Source organism: Pantoea sp. MT58, from assembly GCF_014495885.1.
GTDB classification, from domain to species: domain Bacteria; phylum Pseudomonadota; class Gammaproteobacteria; order Enterobacterales; family Enterobacteriaceae; genus Pantoea; species Pantoea eucalypti.
The window spans coordinates 3,869,169-3,895,815 of sequence record NZ_CP061083.1 but is presented as its reverse complement, the minus strand read 5'-3'; the positions used below and the strand labels follow the sequence as shown (position 1 = coordinate 3,895,815).

Here is a 26,647-nt window from a genome sequence, read left to right as displayed (position 1 = left end):
CCCCTTTTTCATTTATTTTGATGCCACGCCATACTGCCTGAACCAGGCCAGCATGCGTTGCCAGCCATCATTCGCTGATTCAGCATGGTAGCTCGGACGGTAATCAGCATTAAACGCATGTCCCGCTTCGGGATAGACGATGATCTCGGCGGTTGCATTAGCGGCATGCAACGCCTGACGCATCTGCTCGACGCTCTCCAGTGGAATGCCGTCATCCTGACCACCATACAAACCTAACACCGGGGCACTCAGGTCGACCGCAATATCAATAGGATGCTTCTGCTGCTTCAGCGTGCGCTCACCGGTCAGTCGCCCGTACCAGGCAACCGCGGCGCGCAGCTGTGGGTTATGCGCGGCGTAGAGCCAGCTGATGCGGCCACCCCAGCAAAAACCGGTGATGCCCATGCGACGGATATCACCGCCATTGCGCGCCGCCCAGTTTGCGGCATGATCGAGGTCAGCCAGCACCTGAGTGTCAGGGACTTTACTGACCAGCTCGCTGAATAGCGTCGGGATATCATTGTATTCAGAAGGATCGCCCTCGCGGAAATAGAGCTCGGGCGCGATCGCCAGATAGCCTTCCAGCGCAAGACGACGGCAGATATCCCGGATGTGTTCATGCACACCAAAGATTTCCTGCACCACCAGGACAACAGGCAACGGGCCTTCCGCTGAGTGAGGCTTTGCAAAAAATGCCGGCATGTTTTCGCCCTGGCTGGGAACCGAGGTTTCACCTGCATGAATGGCCGGGCTTTCGGTAATGATGGTCGTAGAGGCGGTGGGCTGCACGGCAGGGGCAAAGCCGCCCGTCGCCGGTTTTTGTGCCATATTATCACTGGGTTTCATTATTCTCTCCGTGCAAGCATTTGCGCAATCACGTAACTATAGCCTGGCGACAAAGCATATGCGCCAGGTGTCGGGTAACAGAATCAGCAGCGAATAAAATCATCCTCCTCTTTAACATTGCGCTGACCCGGACACAGCCTCGCGAAGAGCTATCGGGACCAGGAAGATGTTATTGTGTGATATCAATCACATTTCATCTGGCTGGAAATGTAACTTTCATTTTCTTAAGTGAATGCTGTCACATATTTATCGGGCGTGCTGGCGTAGAGTGGCGCGATACCTTCCCTTAACAGGAGTCTGAAAAATGACACAGTCTGACGTTTTCCATCTTGGCCTGACTAAAGCCGATCTGCAGGGCGCCACCCTGGCGATTGTGCCGGGCGATCCGGAGCGTGTGAAGAAAATTGCCGGACTGATGGAAGATGCCACGCATCTCGCCTCACACCGTGAATTTACTTCATGGCTGGCAAAAATTGATGGTAAACCCGTTGTGGTCTGCTCAACCGGTATTGGCGGTCCTTCAACGTCGATTGCGGTGGAAGAGCTGGCACAGCTCGGCGTGCGCACCTTCCTGCGTGTCGGGACCACTGGCGCGATCCAGCCACATATCAATGTTGGCGATGTACTGGTGACCACCGCATCGGTTCGTCTGGACGGGGCCAGCCTGCATTTTGCGCCGATGGAGTTCCCGGCAGTGGCAGATTTTGCCTGTACCACCGCACTGGTTGCTGCCGCAGAAGCCTGTGGCGCGAAGACCCATATCGGTATCACCGCCTCATCTGACACCTTCTATCCGGGCCAGGAGCGTTACGACACTGTTTCAGGCCGCGTCGTCAGCCGCTTTAAAGGTTCGATGAAAGAGTGGCAGGAGATGGGTGTACTTAACTATGAGATGGAATCCGCTACACTGTTAACCATGTGCGCCAGCCAGGGTCTGCGAGCCGGCATGGTGGCGGGCGTGATTGTGAACCGCACGCAGAAAGAGATCCCGGATGCGGTCACCATGAAACAGACAGAAAGTGACGCAGTGAAGATTGTGGTCGAAGCGGCGCGTCGCTTGCTGTAGGCCGCGTCAGGCAGCAGGTTTTTGTCCAGACTCAAAACCTGCTGCCGGTCGTTAATGGCGCGTAACGTCAGTGAAACCTGAGAGTGTTTATGCGCAACACCATTCCTGTCCGACGTCCTCTCCCCGGCGCGAATCCTGCCGCACTCAATGCCCGCCTGGAACGCAGTGCCGAACGTTTCCGTGCCGCCATGCAACAGGGCGACTATGCGCTGGCAGCCCAGTGCTGCGAAGAGGTGCTGCGCTCAATGCCCAACCAGATGCAGGTGCTGAGCGACTACGCCCTTTGTCTGCTGCGTCTGGGTCAGTACAATAAAGCGTACAAAATCTATCAGAAGATTTATCAGTCACCGCCCGCTGTGCAGGCTACAGCTTCTGAAACCTGGCTGGATGGCCTGACCGAAGTGTGTGGCTGGCTGGATAAAAAGGACGAAGTCGCACGTTACGGTCTGGCGTCGCTGATGCGTTCTGATGCACGTTTCAGTCAGGGGCAGCGCATGGCCTTTCCCGCTCCGCAACCTGAGCCTGTTGATCTCCGTCAGCCGCAGCAGAATGTCATTGCTTTCTGCCTGTATGGCGATCAGCCACGTTACTGCGAAACCTTAATCAAAAACGTTGAAGTCGCGCCTGAGTTTTATCCCGGCTGGGTCTGTCGCATCTATCTTGATGACAGCGTGCCGCAGCATGTCTGGCAGCGCCTTGACCAGTCGCACGTCCAGCTGGTCGATATGTCTCATGAAAAAACTTTGTATCCAACCCTGTGGCGTTTTCTGGTGCTCGACGATCCCGCGGTGAAGCGCTTTATCGTGCGCGATGCCGACTCGTTGCTCTCGGAGCGCGAAGCGGCGGCGGTTAATGCCTGGCTGGCGTCGCCTTACTGGTTCCACCATATGCGTGACTACTTCTCTCATACCGAACTGCTGCTGGCAGGGATGTGGGGCGGCTGTCACGGCGTCTTCCGGGGTGTGGAACAGGCGATGCGTGATTTCATCGCGCAGTATCAGGGTAGTGAACGCTTCACCGACCAGTATTTCCTCAAGGTAGCGCTGTGGCCAACTGTGCGCGAAAGCCTCCTGAGCCATGATGAGTTGTTTCATTTCCATCAGGCCCAGCCGTGGCCTGACCATACGCCTGTGCGCTGGAATACGCCGCATTTTCACGTTGGTAGTAATGCGGGATTTGCCAGTATGACCGGTAAAACCAGCGCCGCTGACGGTAACCGGCAGCGCGTCGCGATCACCTCCGGCGAGACAACCTGGCACTATCTGGCGCAGGTCAAAAACGGTGAATGGCTGCTGCCGATGCCGTTTTTCCTGATTGATGCGTGGCAGGCTGGAAAGCTGACGGTGGCGGCTCTGTAAGCCGCTGAGTCTGGCTAAAATTGTCTGGACATTCATACAGTGCGACTCTACCTTTTCCCTCAGCAGCCTGAGTCGCGGGGAAATCATGGATCAGCACATCATCATCAGCGCCTGTCTGGCGCTTGCCGGGTTAGGGATTGGCTGGATGCTGGCACAGTTACGTGCCGGTCATCAGGTCGCCAGTTTCCAGACCGAGCGCCGTCTGCAGGAAGAGGCGCAACAGCGCCAGCAGCAGCAAATCGAACAGCTTCAGCAGCAGACGCAGCAGCGTGAGCAGGAACTGCGTCAGCTTCACGGCGCACTAAGCGGTGCCAATGAGCGACTGCAACAGCTTGATTACTGGCGCAATGAAAGCGAACAGCTCAATCGTGAACTGCGTAATCAGCTGGAGGTTAACAGCGCGCAGGAAGCAGAACTGCGTGAAGTGACCATCCGCCTGGAAGAGACCCGCTTCGCAGCTGAAGAGAAACAGCGCCTGCTGACCAACAGCGAACAACGCCTCAGCGCCCAGTTTGAAAACCTCGCCAACCGTATTTTCGAAAACAGCGGCCGTCGCGTCGATGAACAAAACCGCCAGAGTCTGGATGGGCTGATTGGCCCGCTGCGTGAGCAGCTTGATGGCTTTCGTCGTCAGGTTCATGAGAGCTTTGGCGCAGAGGCGCGTGAACGCCACACCCTGACCCATGAAATCCGGCAGTTACAGCAGCTGAATGCGCAGATGGCGCAGGAGGCATTAAACCTGACCAAAGCGCTGAAGGGCGACAACAAAATTCAGGGTAACTGGGGTGAAGTTGTATTGGGCCGCGTGCTGGAAGCCTCCGGACTGCGTGAAGGTTATGAATATGAAACCCAGGTGAGCATTCAGTCAGAACAACAGGGCAGGATGCAGCCGGATGTAATAGTGCGTCTGCCGCAGGGCAAAGATGTTGTCGTGGATGCCAAGATGACGCTGGTGGCTTATGAGCGCTACTTCAATGCAGAAGATGAAATTGAACGTGAGCAGGCGATTCAGGAGCATGTCGCTGCTATGCGGGCGCACATCCGTCTGCTGGGCCGAAAAGATTATCAACAGTTGCCCGGTTTACGATCGCTGGATTATGTGTTGATGTTTATCCCGGTTGAGCCCGCCTTTTTGCTGGCCATTGATCGCCAGCCTGAGCTGATTGGCGAGGCACTGCAGCAGAACATCATGCTGGTCAGCCCCACCACACTGCTGGTGGCGTTGCGAACCATTAATAATCTCTGGCGCTATGAGCATCAGAGCCGCAATGCACAGCGTATTGCCGATCGGGCAACCCGGCTTTATGACAAGATGCGGCTGTTTGTCGATGACATGACCGGCATTGGTCACAGTCTTGATAAGGCGCAAAACAGCTATCGCGAGGCGATAAAAAAGCTGTCAGAGGGGCGCGGCAACCTGATTGCGCAGACAGAGGGATTTCGGGCGCTGGGCGTGGAGATCAAACGGCCCATCAACCCGCAACTGGCCGAACGCGCCATGCCGGAAAACCGGGCGGATGAGGATGCAGATGACGACAGGGATGCGGATGAGAGTGAGCCGCGTGTGAGACGCCTCCACGAATAGTATGGGCGCAGCGTGCCTGACTTCCGTGACTCTGATACACTTCGGGAAGTATTGTTTGTGGAGCAGGTAAAACCGATGGCAGATGAATCACAGCAGGAAACCACCCATTTTGGCTTTCAGACGGTCGCCAAAAGCGAAAAAGCTGACAAAGTCGCGGACGTGTTTCACTCCGTAGCGGCAAAATATGACCTGATGAACGATTTGATGTCGTTTGGCGTCCATCGTATCTGGAAGCGTTTTACCATTGACAGCAGCGGCGTACGTCGCGGTCAGCGCGTGTTAGATTTGGCCGGCGGTACGGGCGATTTGACCGCAAAATTCTCTCGCCTGGTGGGCGAAACCGGTCAGGTTGTCCTGGCCGATATCAACAGCTCCATGCTGAAGATGGGCCGCGAAAAGCTGCGCAATCAGGGTGTGGTTGGCAATGTGAGTTACGTACAGGCCAACGCAGAAGCTCTGCCTTTCCCCGATAACTATTTCGACTGCATCACCATCTCCTTTGGTCTGCGCAACGTCACGGAAAAAGAGAAAGCGCTGGCCTCGATGTTCCGCGTCCTTAAGCCGGGCGGACGTCTGCTGGTTCTGGAGTTCTCTAAGCCGGTGCTGGATCCGCTGAGCAAGGCGTATGATGCTTACTCATTCCACATTCTGCCGCGTATCGGACAGCTGGTGGCGCAGGATGCAGAGAGCTATCGCTATCTGGCCGAATCGATACGTATGCATCCCGATCAGGAGACCCTGAAAGCGATGATGAACGATGTCGGTTTTGAAAATACCACTTACTCCAATATGACCGGCGGCATTGTCGCGCTGCATCGTGGATTTAAGTTCTGAGTGAGATGGTAATGAACCTGATGCCCTTGATTACCGCGGGCCTGGAAACGGCGCTGAACCGTATTCTCTATCGCGATCGCGGCCTGAAACCGGCGCGGCAACGTCTGAATGGCAAAGTGCTGACGCTGCGCCTGACTGAGTTCTCTTATCCGCTGGTGCTGGTTTTCAGTGAACAGCAACTGGACGTGTTATCGGACTGGCAGGATAGCAGTGACTGCACGGTGATCACCTCGCTGAAAACGCTGACGAAGCTGCGCGATCGCCAGCAGCTGACGCCGCTGATTCGCAGCGGTGAGCTGCAGGTTGATGGCGACCTGCAGGTAGTGCAGCAGTTCTCCGCGCTGATGGATCTGGCTGAGCTGGACCCGGCAGAATATCTGGCTCCCTGGGTAGGCGATATCGCCGCACAGGGCATCAGTCAGCGCTCGCAACAGGCATTCCGCTTTTTCACAGGCGAAGTGCAGCGTCGCCAGGATTATCTCGGACAGGCTATCACCGAAGAGTGGCGTGTTGCGCCTGGCTCACTGGAATTAGCCTGGTTTTCTGAGGAGGTCGACGCGATGGAACGTTCGCTTGAGGCGCTTGATGCGCGTCTGGCGCAGCTGGAGGCAAAATGAGTTTTGGAGAGATCCGCCGCTTATATCTGATCATGAAGGTGTTTCTGACCTATGGCCTTGATGAACTGATACCTCAGACACGCCTCACATTCCTGTTTCGCCTGTGGCGTCGCTCTGTTTTCTGGATCCCGAATCTGCATCAGCATGAACCCATCGGCGCACGTATGCGCATGGCGATGGAGCAACTGGGTCCGGTCTGGATCAAGTTCGGGCAGATGCTCTCGACCCGTCGGGATCTCTTCCCGCCGCTGATCGCCGATCAACTCGCGATCCTGCAGGACCGCGTAGCGCCCTTCGATGGCGTCAAAGCGAAAGCGCAGATTGAAGCCTCAATGGGCGCGCCGATTGAAACCTGGTTTGATGATTTTGATATCAAGCCACTGGCGTCGGCATCCATTGCACAGGTGCACACCGCCACGCTGAAATCGACCGGCAAGAAAGTGGTGATCAAAGTGATCCGCCCCGATATTTTGCCGGTGATCAAAGCGGACATGAAGCTGATCTATCGCCTGGCCCGCTGGGTTCCGCGTCTGCTGCCGGATGGCCGCCGTCTGCGTCCGGTCGAGGTGGTGCGCGATTATGAGAAAACCCTGCTTGATGAGCTGAACCTGTTACGTGAAGCAGCCAACGCCATTCAGCTGCGCCGGAATTTTGAAGACAGCCGCATGCTCTACGTACCGGAAGTCTATTCAGATTACTGCAGCGAAACCATGATGGTGATGGAGCGTATCTACGGCATTCCGATTTCTGACGTTGCTACGCTGGAACGCCATGGCGTGAATATGAAGCTGCTGGCTGAACGTGGCGTGCAGGTCTTTTTCACCCAGGTCTTTCGCGACAGCTTCTTCCATGCGGATATGCATCCGGGCAACATCTTTGTCAGCTATGACCATCCGGAAGATCCACAATATATCGGCATTGACTGCGGTATCGTGGGTTCACTGAACAAAGAAGATAAGCGTTATCTGGCGGAAAACTTTATCGCCTTCTTTAACCGTGATTACCGTAAGGTCGCGGAACTGCATGTAGACTCCGGCTGGGTGCCGCCCGATACCAATGTCGAAGATTTCGAGTTTGCGATTCGTACGGTCTGCGAACCGATTTTTGAAAAGCCGCTGGCTGAGATCTCCTTCGGACATGTGCTCCTGAACCTGTTTAACACCGCACGCCGCTTTAACATGGAAGTGCAGCCGCAGCTGGTCCTGCTGCAAAAAACGCTGCTTTATGTGGAAGGGATTGGCCGTCAGCTCTATCCTCAGCTCGATCTGTGGAAGACAGCCAAGCCGTTCCTGGAAGAGTGGATTAAGGATCAAGTCGGTCTGCCGGCCATTATCCGTGCGGTGAAAGAGAAAGCGCCATTCTGGGCTGAAAAGTTACCCGAGCTGCCCGAGCTGTTTTACGACAGCCTGCGCCAGCACAAGCTGCTACGGCATAGCGTCGATAAATTGGTGGGTGATATGCACGCACAGCGCGTTCGTCACCATCAGGCGCGCTACCTGTTTGGCGTCGGGGCAACGTTGCTGTTAAGCGGAACGGCTGTACTACTCACCCGACCGGATTGGGACTTCTTCCCGGCGGTGTTAATGGCGGCGGGAATCGTCTCCTGGTTAATCGGCTGGCGTAAGACAAACTGATTGTCACGTCCGTCTAAAAAAAGGTAATGTCGCTGGCTCAGGCCCGGTTGAAAAGGGCACTCTGTGGTGCATTACCTCATCGTTTTCACAGAATATTAGAGGCTATCTCATGGGCGGTATCAGTATCTGGCAATTGGTAATCATTGCCGTCATTGTTGTACTTCTGTTCGGTACCAACAAATTACGTAATCTGGGTTCGGATTTAGGTTCTTCGATTCGTGGCTTCAAAAAAGCCATGAGTGACGAGGACGATAAAAAGGATCAACCGAAAGAGCAGGATGCTGACTTCGCGGCCAAAACGCTGGCTGATAAACAGCACACTTCGGCTACCAAAGAAGACACCAAGAACGACAAGCAGGTGTAAACCGTGTTCGATATTGGTTTTAGTGAACTGGTATTAGTGTTCGTTATCGGGCTGATTGTACTCGGCCCGCAACGTTTACCGGTTGCGGTGAAAACCGTAGTTGGCTGGATCAGGGCGATTCGTTCGCTGGCAGCCAATGTGCAACATGAACTGGCGCAGGAGCTCAAGCTGCAGGAGCTGCAGGACAGCCTGAAAAAGGTGGAAGAAGCGAGCCGCGGCACGCTCTCACCTGAGCTGAAAGAGTCGATGGAAGAGCTGCGTAAAACGGCAGATTCAATGAAACGCTCGGTCAGTCAGAGCATCGACATTGAAAAAGAGGAAGACGAGGCAAACACCATTCATTCGGCCCAGCACAGGCCCGTGTCTCATCCTGCTTCAGAAGCAGGAGACGCATCTGAGTCTGGCACGGCGGAACTTTCGGCGACACCGGCTACCGCAGAACATCAGGCCAGCGCGCCAGCACAGGCCCCCGCTCCGGTTTCAGACGCTGTCACTGCTGTGCAACCTGCTGCGGCACCTTCCGCTGTTGCCACTGCCCCGGCACAGGCTCCGTCAGCCGTTTCATCCGCGCCGGCTGTGCAATCTTCTGCCGCACCTTCCGCCGTGGCCAGCGCCCCGGCACAGGCACCTGGGGATGAAGCCACCAGACCGGCCAATGCTGTGCGACATTCCGCCCCACCCTCTTCTGCAAGTGATGAACGATAATGGCCGTTGAAGATACTCAACCGCTCATCAGTCATCTGATTGAGCTGCGTAAGCGACTACTGAATTGCATGATCGCAGTATTAGCGATTTTTCTGGTGCTGGTTTTCTTCGCCAATGATATTTACCAGCTGGTCGCGGCACCTCTGATTAGCCAGATGCCGGTTGGATCGAGCATGATCGCGACTGATGTCGCCTCACCGTTTTTCACCCCGATTAAGCTGACCATCATTGTGTCGGTGTTTCTTGCGGTGCCGGTGATCCTCTATCAGGTCTGGGCATTTGTCGCCCCGGCGCTATACCGGCATGAGCGCAGGCTGGTTATGCCACTGCTCTTTTCCAGCACCTTCCTGTTCTATTTCGGCGTAGCGTTTGCCTATTTTGTGGTCTTTCCGCTGGCATTTGGTTTTTTCACCAAAACCGCGCCGATCGGTGTCACCGTTGCGACAGATATTGCCAAATACCTCGATTTTGTCATGACGCTGTTTATGGCATTTGGCGTGGCGTTTGAAGTGCCGGTGGCGATTGTGTTGCTGTGCTGGACCGGCATCACCAGTCCGGACGATCTGAAGAAGAAACGTCCTTATATTCTGGTGGGTGCCTTCGTCGTCGGGATGTTGCTCACACCGCCGGATGTTTTTTCCCAAACTTTGCTCGCTATTCCGATGTACTGCCTGTTTGAAGTCGGCGTATTCTTTTCCCGTTACTACGTGGGTAAAGGCCGCCGGTCACAGGATGAGGACGAGAACATCGACTCCTGATGCCGACAGCGTTACCGTTACCCGCACTGGCGGGAAGCGATCAATCCAAACCGCCCTGATGGGCGGTTTTTGTTTATAAACTGTGGGAAAAATTATGTTTGATATCGGTGTAAACCTGACCAGCACGCAATTCGCCTCCGACCGGCAAAAGGTGGTTAAACGCGCGCGTGATGCGGGCGTCACCGGCATGCTTATTACCGGCACTAATGCGCTGGAGAGCCAGCAGGCTCAGCGGCTGGCTGAAGCGCAACCCGATTTCTGCTGGTCTACCGCGGGCGTTCATCCTCATCATGCCAGCGAATGGTCCACGGACATTGCCAGTACCCTGCGTCGACTGGCTGAAAAAACGGAAGTGGTGGCTATCGGTGAGTGCGGGCTCGATTTTAATCGCAACCTGTCGGCGCATGAGCAGCAGGAGTATGCGTTTGATGCACAGCTGGCACTGGCGGCGGAACTCAACATGCCGGTGTTCCTTCACTGCCGTGAAGCCCATGCACGTTTCGCCGCGGTGCTTGAACCCTGGCTGCCAAAATTGCCGGGTGCGGTGATTCACTGCTTTACCGGCACGCGTGATGAACTTGAAGGCTGTCTGGCCATGGGATTATCCGTGGGGATCACGGGCTGGGTGTGCGATGAGCGTCGTGGTCTGGAACTGCGAGAGCTGCTGCCACTGATTCCGGCCGATCGTCTGCTGCTGGAAACCGATGCGCCGTATCTGCTGCCACGCGACATGCGTCCGCGCCCGACTTCACGCCGGAACGAACCCTGCTTTTTACCGCATATTGTGCATCAGGTGGCGACATGGCGTGGGGAGAATGCTGAGGAACTGGCGGTCCGCATTGATCAGAATGCGCGGACGTTGTTCAGACTGGCTTAAAGCTTGCGGAACTGCTTGTTATCCACACTGCGCATCACCTGCTTGTTCAGCAGATTAAGCAACAGAATCGAGCGTGTTTCACCATCCGGCTCGGCAAAGATGGCGCGCAGCCCCTCAAAGGTCCCTTCAGTGATAACCACTTCGTCGCCGCTTTGAGGGGTTTCCGGATCAAGCAGGATTTGCGGGACATCAGTCTCCAGCGCTTCAATCACGGCCGATGGCACGGTCGCAGGTGTGGTGCCGAAGCGCACAAAGTGGCTGACACCGCGCGTGCTGCTGATGGTCGTGGTGTGAATCGCTTCCGGATCGAATTCAATAAACAGATAATTTGGAAACAGTGGCTCACTCACCGTGGTACGTTTTCCGCGCACGATCTTTTCCAGAGCGATCATCGGACTCAGGCAATGCACTTCCTGCCGCTCCAGATGCTCCTTCGCGCGCAATAGCTGTCCACGTTTGCAATAGAGTAAGTACCAGGATTCCATAACTGCTCCCATTGAATGGACGCTAAGAATAGCAAACCTGCTGCCAGAGTTATAGCGCAGGGGCAGGGTAAAGCGTCCTGCAAAGAAAATAAACTGAGACTTTTCTTAACAGGCCGGCTGGCAGGTGAAAAGGTAACTGAAAATTGACGTCTGCTTAAGAGGCTGCACTATAAACCTCAGCATATCCGCTTAATCAGACCTATAATGGCCGATTCACTCTGGCCGGAAAGCTAAAGCCGCATGAAATATCACGATTTAAGAGACTTTCTCGCGCTGCTCGAACAGCGCGGTGAGCTAAAGCGCATTACCCAGTCGATCGATCCCGAACTGGAAATGACCGAAATTGCCGACCGTACACTGCGCGCCGGTGGTCCCGCCTTGCTGTTTGAAAACCCGAAAGGGTACGACATGCCGGTACTGTGCAATCTGTTCGGCACGCCAAAGCGCGTGGCAATGGGCATGGGCCAGGAGGAGGTCAGCGCACTGCGTGAAGTGGGTAAACTGCTGGCCTTCCTGAAAGAACCGGAGCCGCCAAAAGGCTTCCGCGATCTGTTCGATAAAATGCCGCAGTTTAAGCAGGTTCTGAACATGCCGACCAAACGGCTGCGTAATGCACCCTGTCAGGAGGTGGTGTTCAGTGGCGATGACGTTGATCTGACGCGCATTCCGGTGATGAAGTGCTGGCCCGGTGATGCGGCACCGCTGATTACCTGGGGCCTGACTGTGACGCGTGGTCCCCATAAAGAGCGGCAGAATCTTGGTATCTATCGGCAGCAGGTGATCGGCAAAAATCGTCTGATTATGCGCTGGCTGTCGCACCGTGGCGGTGCGCTTGATTATCTGGAGTGGACGAAAGCGCATCCGGGTGAGCGTTTTCCGGTGTCGGTGGCGCTGGGTGCCGATCCTGCCACCATTCTTGGTGCCGTGACGCCGGTGCCTGATACGCTGTCAGAATATGCGTTTGCCGGTTTGCTGCGCGGCAATAAAACAGAAGTGGTGAAGTGTCTCTCGAACAATCTCGAGGTGCCTGCCAGCGCTGAAATCGTGCTGGAAGGATATATCGAAGCGGGCGATATGGCGCCGGAAGGCCCTTACGGTGACCACACGGGCTACTACAATGAAGTAGATAGCTTCCCGGTGTTTACTGTGACGCATATTACGCAGCGCCATAAGCCTATCTATCACTCAACCTACACTGGCCGTCCACCGGATGAACCTGCGGTACTGGGTGTGGCGCTGAATGAAGTGCTGGTGCCGATTCTGGTGAAGCAGTTCCCGGAGATCGTGGACTTCTATCTGCCGCCAGAGGGTTGCTCATACCGCCTCGCGGTTGTGACAATTAAAAAGCAGTACGCAGGGCATGCCAAACGTGTCATGTTTGGCGTCTGGTCGTTTTTACGGCAGTTCATGTACACCAAATTTGTTATTGTGTGTGACGATGACGTTAATGCGCGTGACTGGAACGATGTGATCTGGGCGATCACCACGCGTATGGATCCGGCTCGCGATACGGTATTAGTGGAAAATACCCCGATCGATTATCTCGATTTCGCCTCGCCTGTGTCCGGGCTGGGATCGAAGATGGGGATGGATGCGACCAACAAGTGGCCGGGTGAAACGCAGCGCGAATGGGGTACACCCATTGTGAAAGACCCTGCGGTCACCGCGCGCATTGATGCCATCTGGGATGAGCTAGGTATTTTTGATCAGCCGCCACAGCGTTGATGGCGAGCACAACCATAAAGACGACCCGACAGAGGGAACGCATGACAACGTTAAGCTGTAAAGTAACTTCAGTTGAGGCGATTACCGACACGGTCTATCGCGTTCGCCTGATCCCTGAAGCGGAATTCAGTTTTCGCGCGGGCCAGTATCTGATGGTAGTGATGGATGAGCGCGACAAGCGTCCGTTCTCACTGGCTTCAACGCCGATGGAAAAAGATATCATTGAGCTGCATATCGGCGCGTCCGATCTGAACCTCTATGCCATGGCCGTTATGGATCGCATCCGTAACGATCGCCAGATCACGGTTGATATGCCGCACGGCGACGCCTGGTTGCGCGAAGAGAGCACTAAGCCGCTGATTCTGATTGCGGGCGGCACCGGTTTCTCCTATGCCCGTTCAATTCTGCTTACCGCGCTGGCGGAACAGCCAGAGCGCGATATCGCCATTTACTGGGGCGGACGTGAGCTCAAGCATCTGTACGATATGGACGAGCTGGATGCGCTGGCAGTCAAGCACCCGAACCTGAAGGTGATCCCGGTCGTCGAGCAGCCCGAAGCGGGCTGGCAGGGTCGGTCAGGCACGGTCCTGACAGCCGTGATGCAGGACTTCAGCACGCTGAGCGAGCATGAGATCTACATCGCCGGACGGTTTGAGATGGCGAAGATTGCCCGTGATCGTTTCTGTGCCGAGCGTGGCGCCGTAGAGTCACAGATGTATGGCGATGCGTTTGCCTTTATCTGATTCCCGGTAGCAGGCTGTAGCAGACAGAAAAAACCCGCCGGTTAACGGCGGGTAAATCTGACAAAGTAAGACTCAACGTATTACAGACGCTCGAATACGGTCGCAATCCCCTGACCCAGTCCGATGCACATGGTAGCGAGTCCGAAACGGGCATCGCGTCGTTCCATAATATTCAGCAGTGTGGTGCTGATGCGCGCGCCGGAACAGCCCAGCGGATGGCCTAAAGCAATCGCACCGCCATTCAGATTCACCTTTTCATCCATCAGCTCCAGCAAACCTAAGTCCTTGATGCAGGGCAACGTCTGCGCGGCAAAGGCTTCGTTCAGTTCAAACACGTCGATATCACTGACGCTTAACCCCGCCCGTTTCAATGCCAGTTTACTGGCCGGAACCGGTCCATAGCCCATGATCGACGGATCACAGCCGACCACTGCCATGCTGCGGATGCGGGCGCGTGGCGTCAGCCCCAGTTCACGGGCGCGTGATTCACTCATGACCAGCATGGCGGCTGCACCATCTGACAACGCCGACGACGTGCCCGCCGTGACGGTGCCATTCACCGGATCGAAGGCGGGTTTGAGCGCCGCCAGTCCTTCGGCGCTGGTCTCCTCGCGGATCACTTCATCAAAGTCATAGCGTTTAAGAATGCCGTCGCTGTCGTGTCCATAAGTGGCGACAATCTCAGTGGCGAAGTCGCCGCGCTGGGTGGCCTGCCATGCGCGCTGGTGCGAACGCAGGGCAAACGCATCCTGCTGCTCCCGGCTGATATGATGCATACGTGCCAGCATCTCGGCAGTTAAGCCCATCATGCCTGCGGCTTTGGCGACGGTGCGTCCCAGGCCGGGATGAAAATCCACACCGTGATTCATCGGCACGTGCCCCATGTGCTCCACGCCACCGATCAGGCAGCACTGTGCATCGCCCACCATAATGGTGCGGGCCGCATCGTGCAGCGCCTGCATTGACGAACCGCACAGCCGGTTAACGGTAGTGGCCGGTACAGAGTGCGGGATTTCGGCCAGCAGCGCGGCGTTACGCGCGATATTAAATCCCTGTTCCAGCGTCTGCTGTACGCAGCCCCAGACGATATCGTCGAGCGAACTCGGATCCACTGCCGGGTTGCGGCTCAGAATTTCGCGCATCAGGTGCGCAGAGAGGTCTTCAGCGCGCACGTTCCGAAAGGCTCCGCCTTTTGAACGTCCCATTGGCGTGCGCACCGCATCAACAATCACCACATTTTCCATCTTTTTGCCCTCAGGCGCTTTTCAGCGCGGCTTCATCAATCGGTTTAGCGGCGGGATACCAGCTTTCATGCTGATGGGCTTTCTGCACCAGCAGCGCAGGCAAGGCATAGAGCCCACCGAGCGCGCTATAGCGGCGTGCCTGATCGACCACATTACTGTTGCCAAGGGTATCGAGATAGCGGAATGCGCCGCCACGGAACGGCGGGAAGCCAAGGCCGTATACCAGCGCCATATCTGCTTCAGCGGGTGAGGCGATAATCTTCTCTTCAAGGCAGCGCACCACTTCATTCAGCATCGGCAGCATCATGCGGTTCAGGATCTCTTCGTCACTGAAGACCCGCGCGGGCTGACAGACCTGTTGCAGCAGTGTGTCCACCTCTGCATCGGGCACTTTCTTCAGCTTGCCTTTTTTATCCTCTTCCCAGCGCCAGAAACCTTTGCCATTTTTCTGGCCAAAACGACCGGCATCAAACAGCAGGTCAATCGCATCACGATAGTCATGCTTCATACGATCCGGGAAACCGTCCGCCATGACGCTTTGCGCGTGATGTGCGGTATCGATGCCTACCACATCCAGCAGCCAGGAGGGACCCATCGGCCAGCCGAACTGTTTTTCCATTACTTTATCAATCTGGCGGAAATCAGCGCCGTCGCGGAGCAGCAGGCTGAAAGCGGCGAAGTAGGGGAACAGCACCCGGTTAACAAAGAAGCCGGGACAATCATTCACCACGATAGGGGTTTTGCCCATTTTGCTGGCCCAGGCCACCACTTTACTCAGCGTGGCTTCACTGGTTTTCTCGCCACGAACCACTTCAACCAGCGGCATACGTGGCACCGGATTGAAGAAGTGCATGCCACAGAAGTTTTCCGGGCGTTGCAGCGCCTGCGCCAGCTGGCTGATAGGAATGGTCGAGGTATTGGAGGCCAGAATCGCGTCTTCACGCAGATGCTGTTCGGTTTCAGCCAGCACTTTGGCCTTGATCAGCGGGTTCTCAACCACGGCCTCCACCACCACATCGGCCTGATCAAAACCGGCATAATCGAGTGTGGGCTGGATAGTGGCGATCACACTGGCGAGTTTGTTGCCGTCGATTTTGCCGCGTTCTAACAGCTTATTAAGTAACTTACTGGCTTCGTTCATCCCCAGGGTTAGCGCCTGTGGGTTGATATCTTTCATTCTGACCGGCACGCCTTTCCACGCAGACTGGTAGCTGATGCCGCCACCCATAATGCCTGCGCCCAGTACTGCCGCCTGAGCGGGGGCGCCGCTTTCGCTGCCACGCTTTTTCGCCAGGCCTTTGACGTACTGGTCGTTAAGGAAGATGCCGACCAGAGCGCGAGCTTCATCAGACTGCGCCAGCGGCACAAACGCCGCGGTTTCAAGTTTCAATGCATCGTCACGGCCAAGGCTGGCCGCCGCTTCAATGGTTTTCACTGCCATCAGCGGGGCGGGATAGTGTTTACCTGCAGTCTGCAGCACCATCGCTTTCGCAATAGAAAAGCTCATGGCTGCTTCAATCGGGCTGAGTTTCAGCGGAGCCAGTTTCGGTGCCCGGCGCGCGCGCCAGCTGCCATCAGTGGCGGCGGCTTTGAGCATGGTGATCCCCGCCTCGCGCAGTTTTTCGCGAGCGACCACGGCATCGACCAGACCGAGTTTCAGGGCGGCATTGCCATCAACATCTTTGCCCGCCGCAATAATTTCCAGTGCACTGTCGGCACCCAGCAGGCGTGGCAACCGCACGCTGCCACCAAAGCCAGGCATGATGCCAAGTTTGGTTTCCGGCAGGCCAATGCGGGCGTCCGCAGTAGCAATACGCAGATCGGTTGCCAGCACACACTCACATCCGCCACCCAGCGCATAGCCGTCAATGGCGGCCAGGGTCGGCACGGGTAAATCTTCCAGACGATTGAAGATGCTGTTGGCATAGCTCAGCCACTGGCTCAGCTTTTCGGTGGGTGCATTAAACAGTGAAAGGAACTCGGTGATATCCGCACCCACAATAAAAGCAGGTTTAGCGGAGCTCAACAGCAGGCCGCGAAGATCTGGCTGCTGCTCCAGCACTGCAATTGCCTCGCCCAGACTGGCGACAGTTTGCGTATCAAGCTTGTTGACTGAGCCTGCAGCGTCAAAAACCAGCTCGGCGATACCATCGTCCAGCCAGTGAAGTGTAAGGTTAGCGCCTTGGTAGAGCATGTGCGTCTCCTGAAACCGCGAAAGGTGATCTGGTCATACCAGATGATCGTGAGTGTGGGAGGGATGTTAATTATTTGCAAACTGCTCTTTGCTTATTTGCTAACAAGATCACAGCCGTGTCGACATCAGCAACTGCGCAAGGGGTATGCTAAACTTGCGGCCATTTCGCGACACTGGAGAGACGTCAATGGATTCACTGAAGACCTTGTATCACGCGCACATCGCCACGTTGCAACAACGGGCGCAGCAGGTGCTGGCACGCAATAAACTGGATGCGATGTTGATCCATTCCGGTGAGTTGTTGACGGTGTTTCTGGATGACCACACCTATCCGTTTAAGGTGAATCCGCAGTTCAAGGCCTGGGTGCCGGTGACACAGGTTCCCAACTGCTGGCTGTGGATTGATGGTGTGAACAAACCGAAACTGTGGTTCTACTCTCCGGTGGATTACTGGCATAACGTTGAACCTCTGCCGGATAGCTTCTGGACTGAAGATGTCGAGGTTATCGGCCTGAAAAATGCGGATGAGATTGCGCAGTTGCTGCCTGCACAGCGTGATAATGTCGCTTATATCGGCCCGATCAACGCACGGGCGGCACAGCTTGGTATCGCCTCCGGCAATATCAATCCTAAAGCGGTGATCGACTTCCTGCATTTCCATCGCAGTATCAAAACAGATTATGAACTCGCCTGTCTGCGCCAGGCGCAGAAGCTGGCAGTGGCGGGTCATCGCGCAGCGAAAGAGGCGTTCTCGGCGGGTTTAAGCGAGTTCGATATCAACCAGGCGTATCTGACCGCGACCGGTCATCGCGATACCGATGTGCCGTACGGCAATATCATTGCGCTGAATGAACACGCTGCGGTGCTGCACTACACCCGGCTGGATCATCAGCCGCCGGCGAAACGCCACAGCTTTTTGATTGATGCGGGCGCTGAGTATCTTGGCTACGCCGCCGACCTGACCCGCAGCTATGCGGCGCAGAGCAGTTCGCTCTATGCCAGAATGGTTGAGGCGATGAACGCGGAAGAGCTGGCGCTGATCGCCACGCTGAAAGCGGGCGTGCGCTACACCGATTATCATCTTCAGATGCATCAGCGTATTGCGAAGATGTTGCTGAAGTTTGAGCTGGTGCAGGGCATCAGCGAAGAAGCACTGGTGGCTGAAGATCTGACCGGACCATTTATGCCGCATGGGCTGGGGCATCCACTGGGTCTGCAGGTGCATGACGTGGCGGGTTTTATGCAGGATGATCAGGGCACGCATCTGGCCGCGCCTGCGCAATATCCTTATCTTCGCTGCACCCGCGTGCTGCAACCGGGCATGGTATTAACCATCGAGCCAGGCTTCTATATTATTGACTCATTACTGGCACCACTGCGTGCAGGCCGTTTCAGTCAGCACTTTAACTGGCAGGCTATCGATGCACTTCGGCCTTATGGCGGAATTCGTATCGAGGATAACGTGGTGATCCATGCGCATCGCGTTGAGAACATGACCCGCGATCTGCATCTGGCCTGATGGAAGCCTTTGATATTCCCGCGGTGCCCGTGAGCAGCAGCGAGGAGACGATCAAAAAGAGTCGCTTCATTACGCTGCTGGCGCACACCGAGGGGGCAGAGGCGGCGCGCGCCTTTGTCCAGCAGGTCAAAAACGAGCATCCGGCTGCCCGGCATCACTGCTGGGCATGGGTCGCGGGCGCGCCGAATGATTCTCAACAGCTCGGCTTCTCTGATGATGGTGAACCTTCGGGTACAGCAGGGAAACCGATGCTGGCGCAGCTGATGGGCGCGGATATTGGCGAGATTACTGCCGTGGTGGTGCGTTACTACGGCGGCATCATGCTGGGAACCGGCGGCTTAGTGAAAGCCTATGGTGGTGGCGTTCAGCAGGGGCTTAAGCTGCTGCCACGACAGCGCAAAGTGCCGATGAAGCTGTTCACTCTGCAATGTGACTATCCACAGCTCAGTGATGTTGAACGGCTGGTACAGCGTTTTGACGGTAAGGTGACCGACAGTCAGTTTCAGGATCGCATTGCGCTGACGCTGGCTGTACCTTACGGACAAATCGACGGATTTAAAAAAAATCTGTCAGACTTTAGTCGGGGTGCATTATCGCTGATCCCGCTCACACCCTGATGTTCATCTCTATTATTTAAAGGAACGGCTGAATGCACTTTCGCGCCATTACCCGCATAGTCGGTCTGCTGGTGATCCTCTTTTCAGTGACGATGATTTTGCCCGGCCTGGTCGCATTAATTTATCGCGATGGCGCGGGGCGGGCGTTTAGCCAGACCTTTATGATGGCGCTGGTGATCGGCTCGCTGCTGTGGTGGCCGAATCGCAAAAAGAAAACCGAACTCAAACCGCGGGAAGGGTTTCTGATTGTCGTGCTGTTCTGGACGGTGCTGGGCAGCGTAGGGGCCATGCCCTTTATCTTTGCCGAACAGCCGCATCTTTCCGTGACGGATGCGTTCTTTGAATCTTTCTCTGGCCTGACAACGACCGGGGCCACTACGCTGGTGGGGCTGGACTCGCTGCCTAAAGCCATTCTCTTCTATCGACAGATGCTCCAGTGGCTGGGTGGTATGGGGATCATTGTGTTAGCAGTGGCGATATTGCCGATTCTGGGCGTCGGGGGCATGCAGCTCTATCGCGCTGAAATGCCGGGGCCGCTGAAAGATAATAAAATGCGGCCGCGTATTGCCGAAACAGCGAAAACACTCTGGCTGATCTATGTTCTGTTGACGGTGGCCTGTGCGCTGGCATTGTGGCTGGCAGGCATGCCGGCCTTTGATGCTATTGGTCACAGCTTCTCGACCATCGCGATTGGCGGCTTCTCAACCCATGATGCCAGCATCGGCTATTTTCACAGCGGCACTATCAATACTATCGTGGCGGTGTTTTTGCTGATCTCAGGCTGTAACTACGGCCTTCACTTTGCCATGTTAAGCGGGCGCAATCTGCGCGTGTACTGGCGCGATCCTGAATTCCGCATGTTTATTGGCGTTCAGCTGACGCTGGTGTTGATCTGCACGCTGGTGCTCTGGTTCCACAATGTTTACGACAGTGGCTGGCAAACGCTGAACCAGGCCTTCTTCCAGGTCGTTTCCATGGCCACCACGGCAGGATTCACGACCGACAGCATCGCACGCTGGCCCTTGTTCCTGCCGGTGCTGCTGTTGTGCTCCGCCTTTATCGGCGGCTGTGCCGGTTCAACCGGCGGTGGCCTGAAGGTTATCCGCATCCTGCTGTTATGCAAGCAGGGTAACCGTGAGCTTAAGCGTCTGGTTCACCCGAATGCGGTCTACACCATTAAGCTGGGGAATCGGGCGTTGCCTGAGCGTATCCTTGAGGCCGTATGGGGATTCTTCTCAGCTTATGCGCTGGTGTTCCTGGTCAGCATGCTGGCGATCATTGCCACCGGTGTCGATGACTTCTCGGCATTTGCTGCCGTTGCCGCGACCCTGAATAACCTCGGGCCGGGTTTGGGGGTTGTGGCCGATAACTTCACTTCAATGAATGACGTGGCGAAATGGATTCTTATCTCCACCATGTTATTCGGGCGTCTCGAGGTATTTACCTTGCTGGTGCTGTTCACGCCTACTTTCTGGCGTGAATAATTAATAAGGATGCTGACATGAAAGCGCTGATTCTCTATTCCACCCGCGACGGACAAACCAGGAAGATTGCCTCTTCTATCGCTGAGGTGATCCGTCAGCACCAGCCATGCGATGTGCTGGATATTCAGGATGCCGCTCTGCCTGACTGGGCGCAGTATGATCGCGTGCTGATTGGCGCCTCTATTCGCTACGGTCATTTCCAGCCGGTCGTCGACAAGTTCGTAAAGCTTCACCTCCCTGCATTGCAGCAGCGTACCAGTGGTTTCTTTTCGGTAAACCTCACGGCGCGCAAACCTGAGAAGCGTTCTCCTGAAACGAATGCTTATACGCAGAAGTTCCTGGCCAGCTCGCCGTGGCAACCTGATTGCTGTGCCGTGTTTGCGGGCGCGCTCTATTATCCGCGCTATCGCTGGTTTGATCGCGTCATGATTCAGTTGATTATGCGTATGACTGGCGGTGAGACCGATTCCACAAAAGAAGTGGAGTACACGGACTGGCAGCAGGTACGCACTTTTGCTAATGATTTTGCACAGTTACCAGGCAAATCGTAGCGAAATAGCGCGATTTGATGAAAATTACTGCGAACAGTAATCTTTTCGCAATAAACACTTGTCAGTCCGCGCGAACTCCCTATAATGCGCCTCCATCGACACGGAACACCGGCAACGGGAAGCGGGTTGAGAGGCACAGGGGACTGCGCCGCCGGAGAAAAACTTCTGAAATAGAGGTTGACTCTGCAGGAGGAAAGCGTAATATACGCCACCTCGCGACAGGACGCTAACGCACTGTTCGCACTGCTCTTTAACAATTTATCAGACAATCTGTGTGGGCACTCGCAGGATTGATATCAGCGTCTTAGGACGCAAAAAAATATCAAAGCCTCACGAGTGAACACATAATGAAATTCATTATGACGTTTTACAGATGAGCACCGCTTAACTTGTTTAAGCAAATCAAACTTAAATTGAAGAGTTTGATCATGGCTCAGATTGAACGCTGGCGGCAGGCCTAACACATGCAAGTCGGACGGTAGCACAGAGAGCTTGCTCTTGGGTGACGAGTGGCGGACGGGTGAGTAATGTCTGGGGATCTGCCCGATAGAGGGGGATAACCACTGGAAACGGTGGCTAATACCGCATAACGTCGCAAGACCAAAGAGGGGGACCTTCGGGCCTCTCACTATCGGATGAACCCAGATGGGATTAGCTAGTAGGCGGGGTAATGGCCCACCTAGGCGACGATCCCTAGCTGGTCTGAGAGGATGACCAGCCACACTGGAACTGAGACACGGTCCAGACTCCTACGGGAGGCAGCAGTGGGGAATATTGCACAATGGGCGCAAGCCTGATGCAGCCATGCCGCGTGTATGAAGAAGGCCTTCGGGTTGTAAAGTACTTTCAGCGGGGAGGAAGGCGGTGAGGTTAATAACCTTACCGATTGACGTTACCCGCAGAAGAAGCACCGGCTAACTCCGTGCCAGCAGCCGCGGTAATACGGAGGGTGCAAGCGTTAATCGGAATTACTGGGCGTAAAGCGCACGCAGGCGGTCTGTTAAGTCAGATGTGAAATCCCCGGGCTTAACCTGGGAACTGCATTTGAAACTGGCAGGCTTGAGTCTTGTAGAGGGGGGTAGAATTCCAGGTGTAGCGGTGAAATGCGTAGAGATCTGGAGGAATACCGGTGGCGAAGGCGGCCCCCTGGACAAAGACTGACGCTCAGGTGCGAAAGCGTGGGGAGCAAACAGGATTAGATACCCTGGTAGTCCACGCCGTAAACGATGTCGACTTGGAGGTTGTTCCCTTGAGGAGTGGCTTCCGGAGCTAACGCGTTAAGTCGACCGCCTGGGGAGTACGGCCGCAAGGTTAAAACTCAAATGAATTGACGGGGGCCCGCACAAGCGGTGGAGCATGTGGTTTAATTCGATGCAACGCGAAGAACCTTACCTACTCTTGACATCCACGGAATTCGGCAGAGATGCCTTAGTGCCTTCGGGAACCGTGAGACAGGTGCTGCATGGCTGTCGTCAGCTCGTGTTGTGAAATGTTGGGTTAAGTCCCGCAACGAGCGCAACCCTTATCCTTTGTTGCCAGCGCGTGATGGCGGGAACTCAAAGGAGACTGCCGGTGATAAACCGGAGGAAGGTGGGGATGACGTCAAGTCATCATGGCCCTTACGAGTAGGGCTACACACGTGCTACAATGGCGCATACAAAGAGAAGCGACCTCGCGAGAGCAAGCGGACCTCACAAAGTGCGTCGTAGTCCGGATCGGAGTCTGCAACTCGACTCCGTGAAGTCGGAATCGCTAGTAATCGTGGATCAGAATGCCACGGTGAATACGTTCCCGGGCCTTGTACACACCGCCCGTCACACCATGGGAGTGGGTTGCAAAAGAAGTAGGTAGCTTAACCTTCGGGAGGGCGCTTACCACTTTGTGATTCATGACTGGGGTGAAGTCGTAACAAGGTAACCGTAGGGGAACCTGCGGTTGGATCACCTCCTTACCTGAAGATACCTTCCCGCGCAGTGTCCACACAGATTGTCTGATAAAAAGTAACGAGCAGAAAAAACCTCTACAGGCTTGTAGCTCAGGTGGTTAGAGCGCACCCCTGATAAGGGTGAGGTCGGTGGTTCAAGTCCACTCAGGCCTACCAAATTCGCACTCACGCTGCGTTATGTTCCCGGCTCGCATAGTTCACTATGCTTCGCGGAAACATGCCTTGCCTGAGCACGAATTGCATTTCTCAAGAAGTGTACTCGGTTGAGTGGTAGTAGTGGTCTCTGCAGTAACTGTATGGGGCTATAGCTCAGCTGGGAGAGCGCCTGCCTTGCACGCAGGAGGTCAGCGGTTCGATCCCGCTTAGCTCCACCATACCGTTTTAACTGTTTTTTCTGAATACTTCAGAGCGTACCGGCAACGGTGTGCTGCGAAGTATTATGCTCTTTAACAATCCGGAACAAGCTGAAAATTGAAACGACGTGTCGTTTTCATTCTCCGTAATAAGAATGAAAAGCGCGACACGTTCGAGTCTCTCAAATGCTTGCAGCTCGCAGCGTTGTAAAACGCCTGTGGGTTGTGAGGTTAAGCGACTAAGCGTACACGGTGGATGCCCAGGCAGTCAGAGGCGATGAAGGACGTGCTAATCTGCGTAAAGCGACGGTAAGGTGATATGAACCGCTACAGCCGTCGATGTCCGAATGGGGAAACCCGGTGCACTCTGTGCATCATTGCAGCATGAATACATAGTGCTGCAAGGCGAACCGGGGGAACTGAAACATCTAAGTACCCCGAGGAAAAGAAATCAACCGAGATTCCCCCAGTAGCGGCGAGCGAACGGGGAGCAGCCCAGAGCCTGAATCAGCATGTGTGTTAGTGGAAGCGTCTGGAAAGTCGCAGGGTACAGGGTGATACTCCCGTACACAAAAGCACACGTGCTGTGAGCTCGATGAGTAAGGCGGGACACGTGGTATCCTGTCTGAATATGGGGGGACCATCCTCCAAGGCTAAATACTCCTGACTGACCGATAGTGAACCAGTACCGTGAGGGAAAGGCGAAAAGAACCCCGGCGAGGGGAGTGAAACAGAACCTGAAACCGTGTACGTACAAGCAGTGGGAGCCTTCTTTATGGGGGTGACTGCGTACCTTTTGTATAATGGGTCAGCGACTTATATTCTGTAGCAAGGTTAACCGTATAGGGGAGCCGCAGGGAAACCGAGTCTTAACTGGGCGTTAAGTTGCAGGGTATAGACCCGAAACCCGGTGATCTAGCCATGGGCAGGTTGAAGGTTGGGTAACACTAACTGGAGGACCGAACCGACTAATGTTGAAAAATTAGCGGATGACCTGTGGCTGGGGGTGAAAGGCCAATCAAACCGGGAGATAGCTGGTTCTCCCCGAAAGCTATTTAGGTAGCGCCTCGTGAACTCATCCTCGGGGGTAGAGCACTGTTTCGGCTAGGGGGCCATCCCGGCTTACCAACCCGATGCAAACTGCGAATACCGAGGAATGTTATCACGGGAGACACACGGCGGGTGCTAACGTCCGTCGTGAAGAGGGAAACAACCCAGACCGCCAGCTAAGGTCCCAAAGTCATGGTTAAGTGGGAAACGATGTGGGAAGGCACAGACAGCCAGGATGTTGGCTTAGAAGCAGCCATCATTTAAAGAAAGCGTAATAGCTCACTGGTCGAGTCGGCCTGCGCGGAAGATGTAACGGGGCTAAACCATGCACCGAAGCTGCGGCAGCGACACTATGTGTTGTTGGGTAGGGGAGCGTTCTGTAAGCCGTCGAAGGTGTGCTGTGAGGCATGCTGGAGGTATCAGAAGTGCGAATGCTGACATAAGTAACGATAAAGCGGGTGAAAAGCCCGCTCGCCGGAAGACCAAGGGTTCCTGTTCAACGTTAATCGGAGCAGGGTGAGTCGACCCCTAAGGCGAGGCCGAAAGGCGTAGTCGATGGGAAACAGGTTAATATTCCTGTACTCGGTGTTACTGCGAAGGGGGGACGGAGAAGGCTATATCAGCCGGGCGACGGTTGTCCCGGTTTAAGCGTGTAGGCGGAGGGTCCAGGTAAATCCGGTCCCTTATCAACGCTGAGGCGTGACGACGAGGCACTACGGTGCTGAAGTGATAAATGCCCAGCTTCCAGGAAAAGCCTCTAAGCATCAGGTAACACAGAATCGTACCCCAAACCGACACAGGTGGTCAGGTAGAGAATACCAAGGCGCTTGAGAGAACTCGGGTGAAGGAACTAGGCAAAATGGTGCCGTAACTTCGGGAGAAGGCACGCTGGCGCGTAGGTGGAGGGATTTACTCCCCGAGCCGAAGCCAGTCGAAGATACCAGCTGGCTGCAACTGTTTATTAAAAACACAGCACTGTGCAAACACGAAAGTGGACGTATACGGTGTGACGCCTGCCCGGTGCCGGAAGGTTAATTGATGGGGTTATCCGCAAGGAGAAGCTCTTGATCGAAGCCCCGGTAAACGGCGGCCGTAACTATAACGGTCCTAAGGTAGCGAAATTCCTTGTCGGGTAAGTTCCGACCTGCACGAATGGCGTAATGATGGCCAGGCTGTCTCCACCCGAGACTCAGTGAAATTGAACTCGCTGTGAAGATGCAGTGTACCCGCGGCAAGACGGAAAGACCCCGTGAACCTTTACTACAGCTTGACACTGAACATTGAGCCTTGATGTGTAGGATAGGTGGGAGGCTTTGAAGCGCGGACGCCAGTTCGCGTGGAGCCAACCTTGAAATACCACCCTTTAATGTTTGATGTTCTAACGTAGGCCCGTGATCCGGGCTGCGGACAGTGTCTGGTGGGTAGTTTGACTGGGGCGGTCTCCTCCTAAAGAGTAACGGAGGAGCACGAAGGTCAGCTAATCACGGTCGGACATCGTGAGGTTAGTGCAATGGCATAAGCTGGCTTGACTGCGAGAGTGACGGCTCGAGCAGGTGCGAAAGCAGGTCATAGTGATCCGGTGGTTCTGAATGGAAGGGCCATCGCTCAACGGATAAAAGGTACTCCGGGGATAACAGGCTGATACCGCCCAAGAGTTCATATCGACGGCGGTGTTTGGCACCTCGATGTCGGCTCATCACATCCTGGGGCTGAAGTAGGTCCCAAGGGTACGGCTGTTCGCCGTTTAAAGTGGTACGCGAGCTGGGTTTAGAACGTCGTGAGACAGTTCGGTCCCTATCTGCCGTGGGCGCTGGAGAATTGAGGGGGGTTGCTCCTAGTACGAGAGGACCGGAGTGAACGCACCACTGGTGTTCGGGTTGTCATGCCAATGGCATTGCCCGGTAGCTAAGTGCGGAAAAGATAAGTGCTGAAAGCATCTAAGCACGAAACTTGCCCCGAGATGAGTTCTCCCTGACTCCTTGAGAGTCCTGAAGGGACGTTGAAGACTACGACGTTGATAGGCCGGGTGTGTAAGCGCAGCGATGCGTTGAGCTAACCGGTACTAATGACCCGTGAGGCTTAACCTTACAACG

At 55.2% G+C, this 26,647-nt stretch carries 20 protein-coding genes, 2 tRNA genes and 2 rRNA genes; 20 read left to right on the top strand and 4 right to left on the bottom strand.

The features are described 5' to 3' along the window. Positions 1-12: 12 nt before the first annotated feature. The gene (locus IAI47_RS18305) at positions 13-846 is read right to left on the bottom strand and encodes a dienelactone hydrolase family protein (protein WP_008926448.1); all 834 of its coding nucleotides are present in this window, start codon (positions 844-846) and stop codon (positions 13-15) included. Positions 847-1,150: 304 nt separating this feature from the next. Between IAI47_RS18305 and udp the strand changes: the two genes are divergently transcribed. The 10 genes from udp (at position 1,151) to tatD (ending at position 10,644) form a co-directional block, all read left to right on the top strand. Then, the gene (gene udp / locus IAI47_RS18300; protein WP_008926449.1) at positions 1,151-1,912 is read left to right on the top strand and encodes a uridine phosphorylase; all 762 of its coding nucleotides are present in this window, start codon (positions 1,151-1,153) and stop codon (positions 1,910-1,912) included. Between the two features lie 89 nt (positions 1,913-2,001). Beyond that, positions 2,002-3,270, top strand: coding sequence for a tetratricopeptide repeat protein (locus tag IAI47_RS18295; protein ID WP_008926450.1), 1,269 nt, complete (start codon positions 2,002-2,004; stop codon positions 3,268-3,270). An 85-nt stretch (positions 3,271-3,355) separates the two neighbouring features. After that, positions 3,356-4,855, top strand: coding sequence for a DNA recombination protein RmuC (rmuC, locus tag IAI47_RS18290; protein ID WP_008926451.1), 1,500 nt, complete (start codon positions 3,356-3,358; stop codon positions 4,853-4,855). 75 nt (positions 4,856-4,930) lie between these two features. Continuing rightward, entirely contained in the window at positions 4,931-5,689 is a 759-nt protein-coding gene (gene ubiE / locus IAI47_RS18285) for a bifunctional demethylmenaquinone methyltransferase/2-methoxy-6-polyprenyl-1,4-benzoquinol methylase UbiE (RefSeq protein WP_008926452.1), read from the top strand. Between the two features lie 11 nt (positions 5,690-5,700). Further along, the gene (locus IAI47_RS18280) at positions 5,701-6,306 is read left to right on the top strand and encodes an SCP2 domain-containing protein (protein ID WP_008926453.1); all 606 of its coding nucleotides are present in this window, start codon (positions 5,701-5,703) and stop codon (positions 6,304-6,306) included. Continuing rightward, positions 6,303-7,940, top strand: a complete 1,638-nt coding sequence (ubiB, locus tag IAI47_RS18275; RefSeq protein ID WP_008926454.1) for a ubiquinone biosynthesis regulatory protein kinase UbiB — start codon at positions 6,303-6,305, stop codon at positions 7,938-7,940. The genes IAI47_RS18280 and ubiB overlap by 4 nt, the downstream gene beginning before the upstream one ends. 109 nt (positions 7,941-8,049) lie before the next feature. Beyond that, a complete protein-coding gene (gene tatA, locus IAI47_RS18270; RefSeq protein WP_008926455.1) occupies positions 8,050-8,304 on the top strand; it encodes a twin-arginine translocase TatA/TatE family subunit in 255 nt (84 codons plus the stop codon). A gap of 3 nt (positions 8,305-8,307) precedes the next feature. Continuing rightward, positions 8,308-9,009 carry a Sec-independent protein translocase protein TatB gene (gene tatB / locus IAI47_RS18265; RefSeq protein WP_008926456.1) on the top strand — a complete coding sequence of 234 codons (702 nt, stop codon included), beginning with the start codon at positions 8,308-8,310 and terminating at the stop codon, positions 9,007-9,009. Then, entirely contained in the window at positions 9,009-9,767 is a 759-nt protein-coding gene (tatC, locus tag IAI47_RS18260) for a Sec-independent protein translocase subunit TatC (protein ID WP_008926457.1), read from the top strand. The genes tatB and tatC overlap by 1 nt, the downstream gene beginning before the upstream one ends. Before the next feature lie 94 nt (positions 9,768-9,861). Then, positions 9,862-10,644, top strand: coding sequence for a 3'-5' ssDNA/RNA exonuclease TatD (gene tatD / locus IAI47_RS18255; protein ID WP_008926458.1), 783 nt, complete (start codon positions 9,862-9,864; stop codon positions 10,642-10,644). On the opposite strand, the gene rfaH is transcribed toward tatD, so the two are convergent. After that, complete coding sequence (rfaH, locus tag IAI47_RS18250) at positions 10,641-11,129, bottom strand: transcription/translation regulatory transformer protein RfaH (protein WP_008926459.1); 489 nt, start codon at positions 11,127-11,129, stop codon at positions 10,641-10,643. The genes tatD and rfaH overlap by 4 nt on opposite strands. 240 nt (positions 11,130-11,369) lie before the next feature. Here rfaH and ubiD point away from each other — a divergent pair, with 240 nt between their 5' ends. Then, positions 11,370-12,854: a 4-hydroxy-3-polyprenylbenzoate decarboxylase gene (ubiD, locus tag IAI47_RS18245; RefSeq protein ID WP_008926460.1), complete on the top strand. Its 1,485-nt coding sequence runs from the start codon at positions 11,370-11,372 to the stop codon at positions 12,852-12,854. Between the two features lie 41 nt (positions 12,855-12,895). After that, complete coding sequence (gene fre, locus IAI47_RS18240) at positions 12,896-13,597, top strand: NAD(P)H-flavin reductase (protein WP_008926461.1); 702 nt, start codon at positions 12,896-12,898, stop codon at positions 13,595-13,597. Between the two features lie 80 nt (positions 13,598-13,677). Here the strand turns inward: fre and fadA are convergent, their stop codons facing one another. Further along, on the bottom strand, positions 13,678-14,841 hold the full coding sequence (gene fadA / locus IAI47_RS18235; RefSeq protein WP_008926462.1) for an acetyl-CoA C-acyltransferase FadA: 1,164 nt from the start codon (positions 14,839-14,841) through the stop codon (positions 13,678-13,680). A 10-nt stretch (positions 14,842-14,851) separates the two neighbouring features. Next, complete coding sequence (fadB, locus tag IAI47_RS18230) at positions 14,852-17,035, bottom strand: fatty acid oxidation complex subunit alpha FadB (protein WP_008926463.1); 2,184 nt, start codon at positions 17,033-17,035, stop codon at positions 14,852-14,854. 187 nt (positions 17,036-17,222) lie between these two features. Between fadB and pepQ the strand changes: the two genes are divergently transcribed. The 8 genes from pepQ (at position 17,223) to IAI47_RS18190 (ending at position 26,641) form a co-directional block, all read left to right on the top strand. After that, positions 17,223-18,554 carry a Xaa-Pro dipeptidase gene (gene pepQ / locus IAI47_RS18225; RefSeq protein WP_004571217.1) on the top strand — a complete coding sequence of 444 codons (1,332 nt, stop codon included), beginning with the start codon at positions 17,223-17,225 and terminating at the stop codon, positions 18,552-18,554. Beyond that, positions 18,554-19,171, top strand: a complete 618-nt coding sequence (locus IAI47_RS18220) for an IMPACT family protein (protein WP_008926464.1) — start codon at positions 18,554-18,556, stop codon at positions 19,169-19,171. The genes pepQ and IAI47_RS18220 overlap by 1 nt, the downstream gene beginning before the upstream one ends. A 32-nt stretch (positions 19,172-19,203) precedes the next feature. After that, the gene (gene trkH, locus IAI47_RS18215; protein ID WP_004571219.1) at positions 19,204-20,655 is read left to right on the top strand and encodes a Trk system potassium transporter TrkH; all 1,452 of its coding nucleotides are present in this window, start codon (positions 19,204-19,206) and stop codon (positions 20,653-20,655) included. 17 nt (positions 20,656-20,672) lie between these two features. Then, positions 20,673-21,206 (top strand): menaquinone-dependent protoporphyrinogen IX dehydrogenase, encoded by a 534-nt coding sequence (hemG, locus tag IAI47_RS18210; protein ID WP_008926465.1) that lies wholly within the window; start codon positions 20,673-20,675, stop codon positions 21,204-21,206. A 410-nt stretch (positions 21,207-21,616) separates the two neighbouring features. Further along, a 16S ribosomal RNA gene (locus IAI47_RS18205) occupies positions 21,617-23,157 on the top strand. A 73-nt stretch (positions 23,158-23,230) separates the two neighbouring features. Further along, positions 23,231-23,307: transfer RNA gene (locus IAI47_RS18200), tRNA-Ile, on the top strand. A gap of 142 nt (positions 23,308-23,449) precedes the next feature. Continuing rightward, positions 23,450-23,525: transfer RNA gene (locus IAI47_RS18195), tRNA-Ala, on the top strand. A 208-nt stretch (positions 23,526-23,733) separates the two neighbouring features. Further along, a 23S ribosomal RNA gene (locus IAI47_RS18190) occupies positions 23,734-26,641 on the top strand. The 16S and 23S rRNA genes sit together here with 2 tRNA genes alongside, the layout of an rRNA operon. Positions 26,642-26,647 lie beyond the last annotated feature (6 nt).

Bases quoted from the DNA above. Each gene is read 5' to 3' on its own strand.
- IAI47_RS18305 (WP_008926448.1), bottom strand. From the start codon at position 846: ATGAAACCCAGTGATAATATGGCACAAAAACCGGCGACGGGCGGCTTT.
- udp (WP_008926449.1), top strand. From the start codon at position 1,151: ATGACACAGTCTGACGTTTTCCATCTTGGCCTGACTAAAGCCGATCTG.
- IAI47_RS18295 (WP_008926450.1), top strand. From the start codon at position 2,002: ATGCGCAACACCATTCCTGTCCGACGTCCTCTCCCCGGCGCGAATCCT.
- rmuC (WP_008926451.1), top strand. From the start codon at position 3,356: ATGGATCAGCACATCATCATCAGCGCCTGTCTGGCGCTTGCCGGGTTA.
- ubiE (WP_008926452.1), top strand. From the start codon at position 4,931: ATGGCAGATGAATCACAGCAGGAAACCACCCATTTTGGCTTTCAGACG.
- IAI47_RS18280 (WP_008926453.1), top strand. From the start codon at position 5,701: ATGAACCTGATGCCCTTGATTACCGCGGGCCTGGAAACGGCGCTGAAC.
- ubiB (WP_008926454.1), top strand. From the start codon at position 6,303: ATGAGTTTTGGAGAGATCCGCCGCTTATATCTGATCATGAAGGTGTTT.
- tatA (WP_008926455.1), top strand. From the start codon at position 8,050: ATGGGCGGTATCAGTATCTGGCAATTGGTAATCATTGCCGTCATTGTT.
- tatC (WP_008926457.1), top strand. From the start codon at position 9,009: ATGGCCGTTGAAGATACTCAACCGCTCATCAGTCATCTGATTGAGCTG.
- tatD (WP_008926458.1), top strand. From the start codon at position 9,862: ATGTTTGATATCGGTGTAAACCTGACCAGCACGCAATTCGCCTCCGAC.
- rfaH (WP_008926459.1), bottom strand. From the start codon at position 11,129: ATGGAATCCTGGTACTTACTCTATTGCAAACGTGGACAGCTATTGCGC.
- ubiD (WP_008926460.1), top strand. From the start codon at position 11,370: ATGAAATATCACGATTTAAGAGACTTTCTCGCGCTGCTCGAACAGCGC.
- fre (WP_008926461.1), top strand. From the start codon at position 12,896: ATGACAACGTTAAGCTGTAAAGTAACTTCAGTTGAGGCGATTACCGAC.
- fadA (WP_008926462.1), bottom strand. From the start codon at position 14,841: ATGGAAAATGTGGTGATTGTTGATGCGGTGCGCACGCCAATGGGACGT.
- fadB (WP_008926463.1), bottom strand. From the start codon at position 17,035: ATGCTCTACCAAGGCGCTAACCTTACACTTCACTGGCTGGACGATGGT.
- pepQ (WP_004571217.1), top strand. From the start codon at position 17,223: ATGGATTCACTGAAGACCTTGTATCACGCGCACATCGCCACGTTGCAA.
- IAI47_RS18220 (WP_008926464.1), top strand. From the start codon at position 18,554: ATGGAAGCCTTTGATATTCCCGCGGTGCCCGTGAGCAGCAGCGAGGAG.
- trkH (WP_004571219.1), top strand. From the start codon at position 19,204: ATGCACTTTCGCGCCATTACCCGCATAGTCGGTCTGCTGGTGATCCTC.
- hemG (WP_008926465.1), top strand. From the start codon at position 20,673: ATGAAAGCGCTGATTCTCTATTCCACCCGCGACGGACAAACCAGGAAG.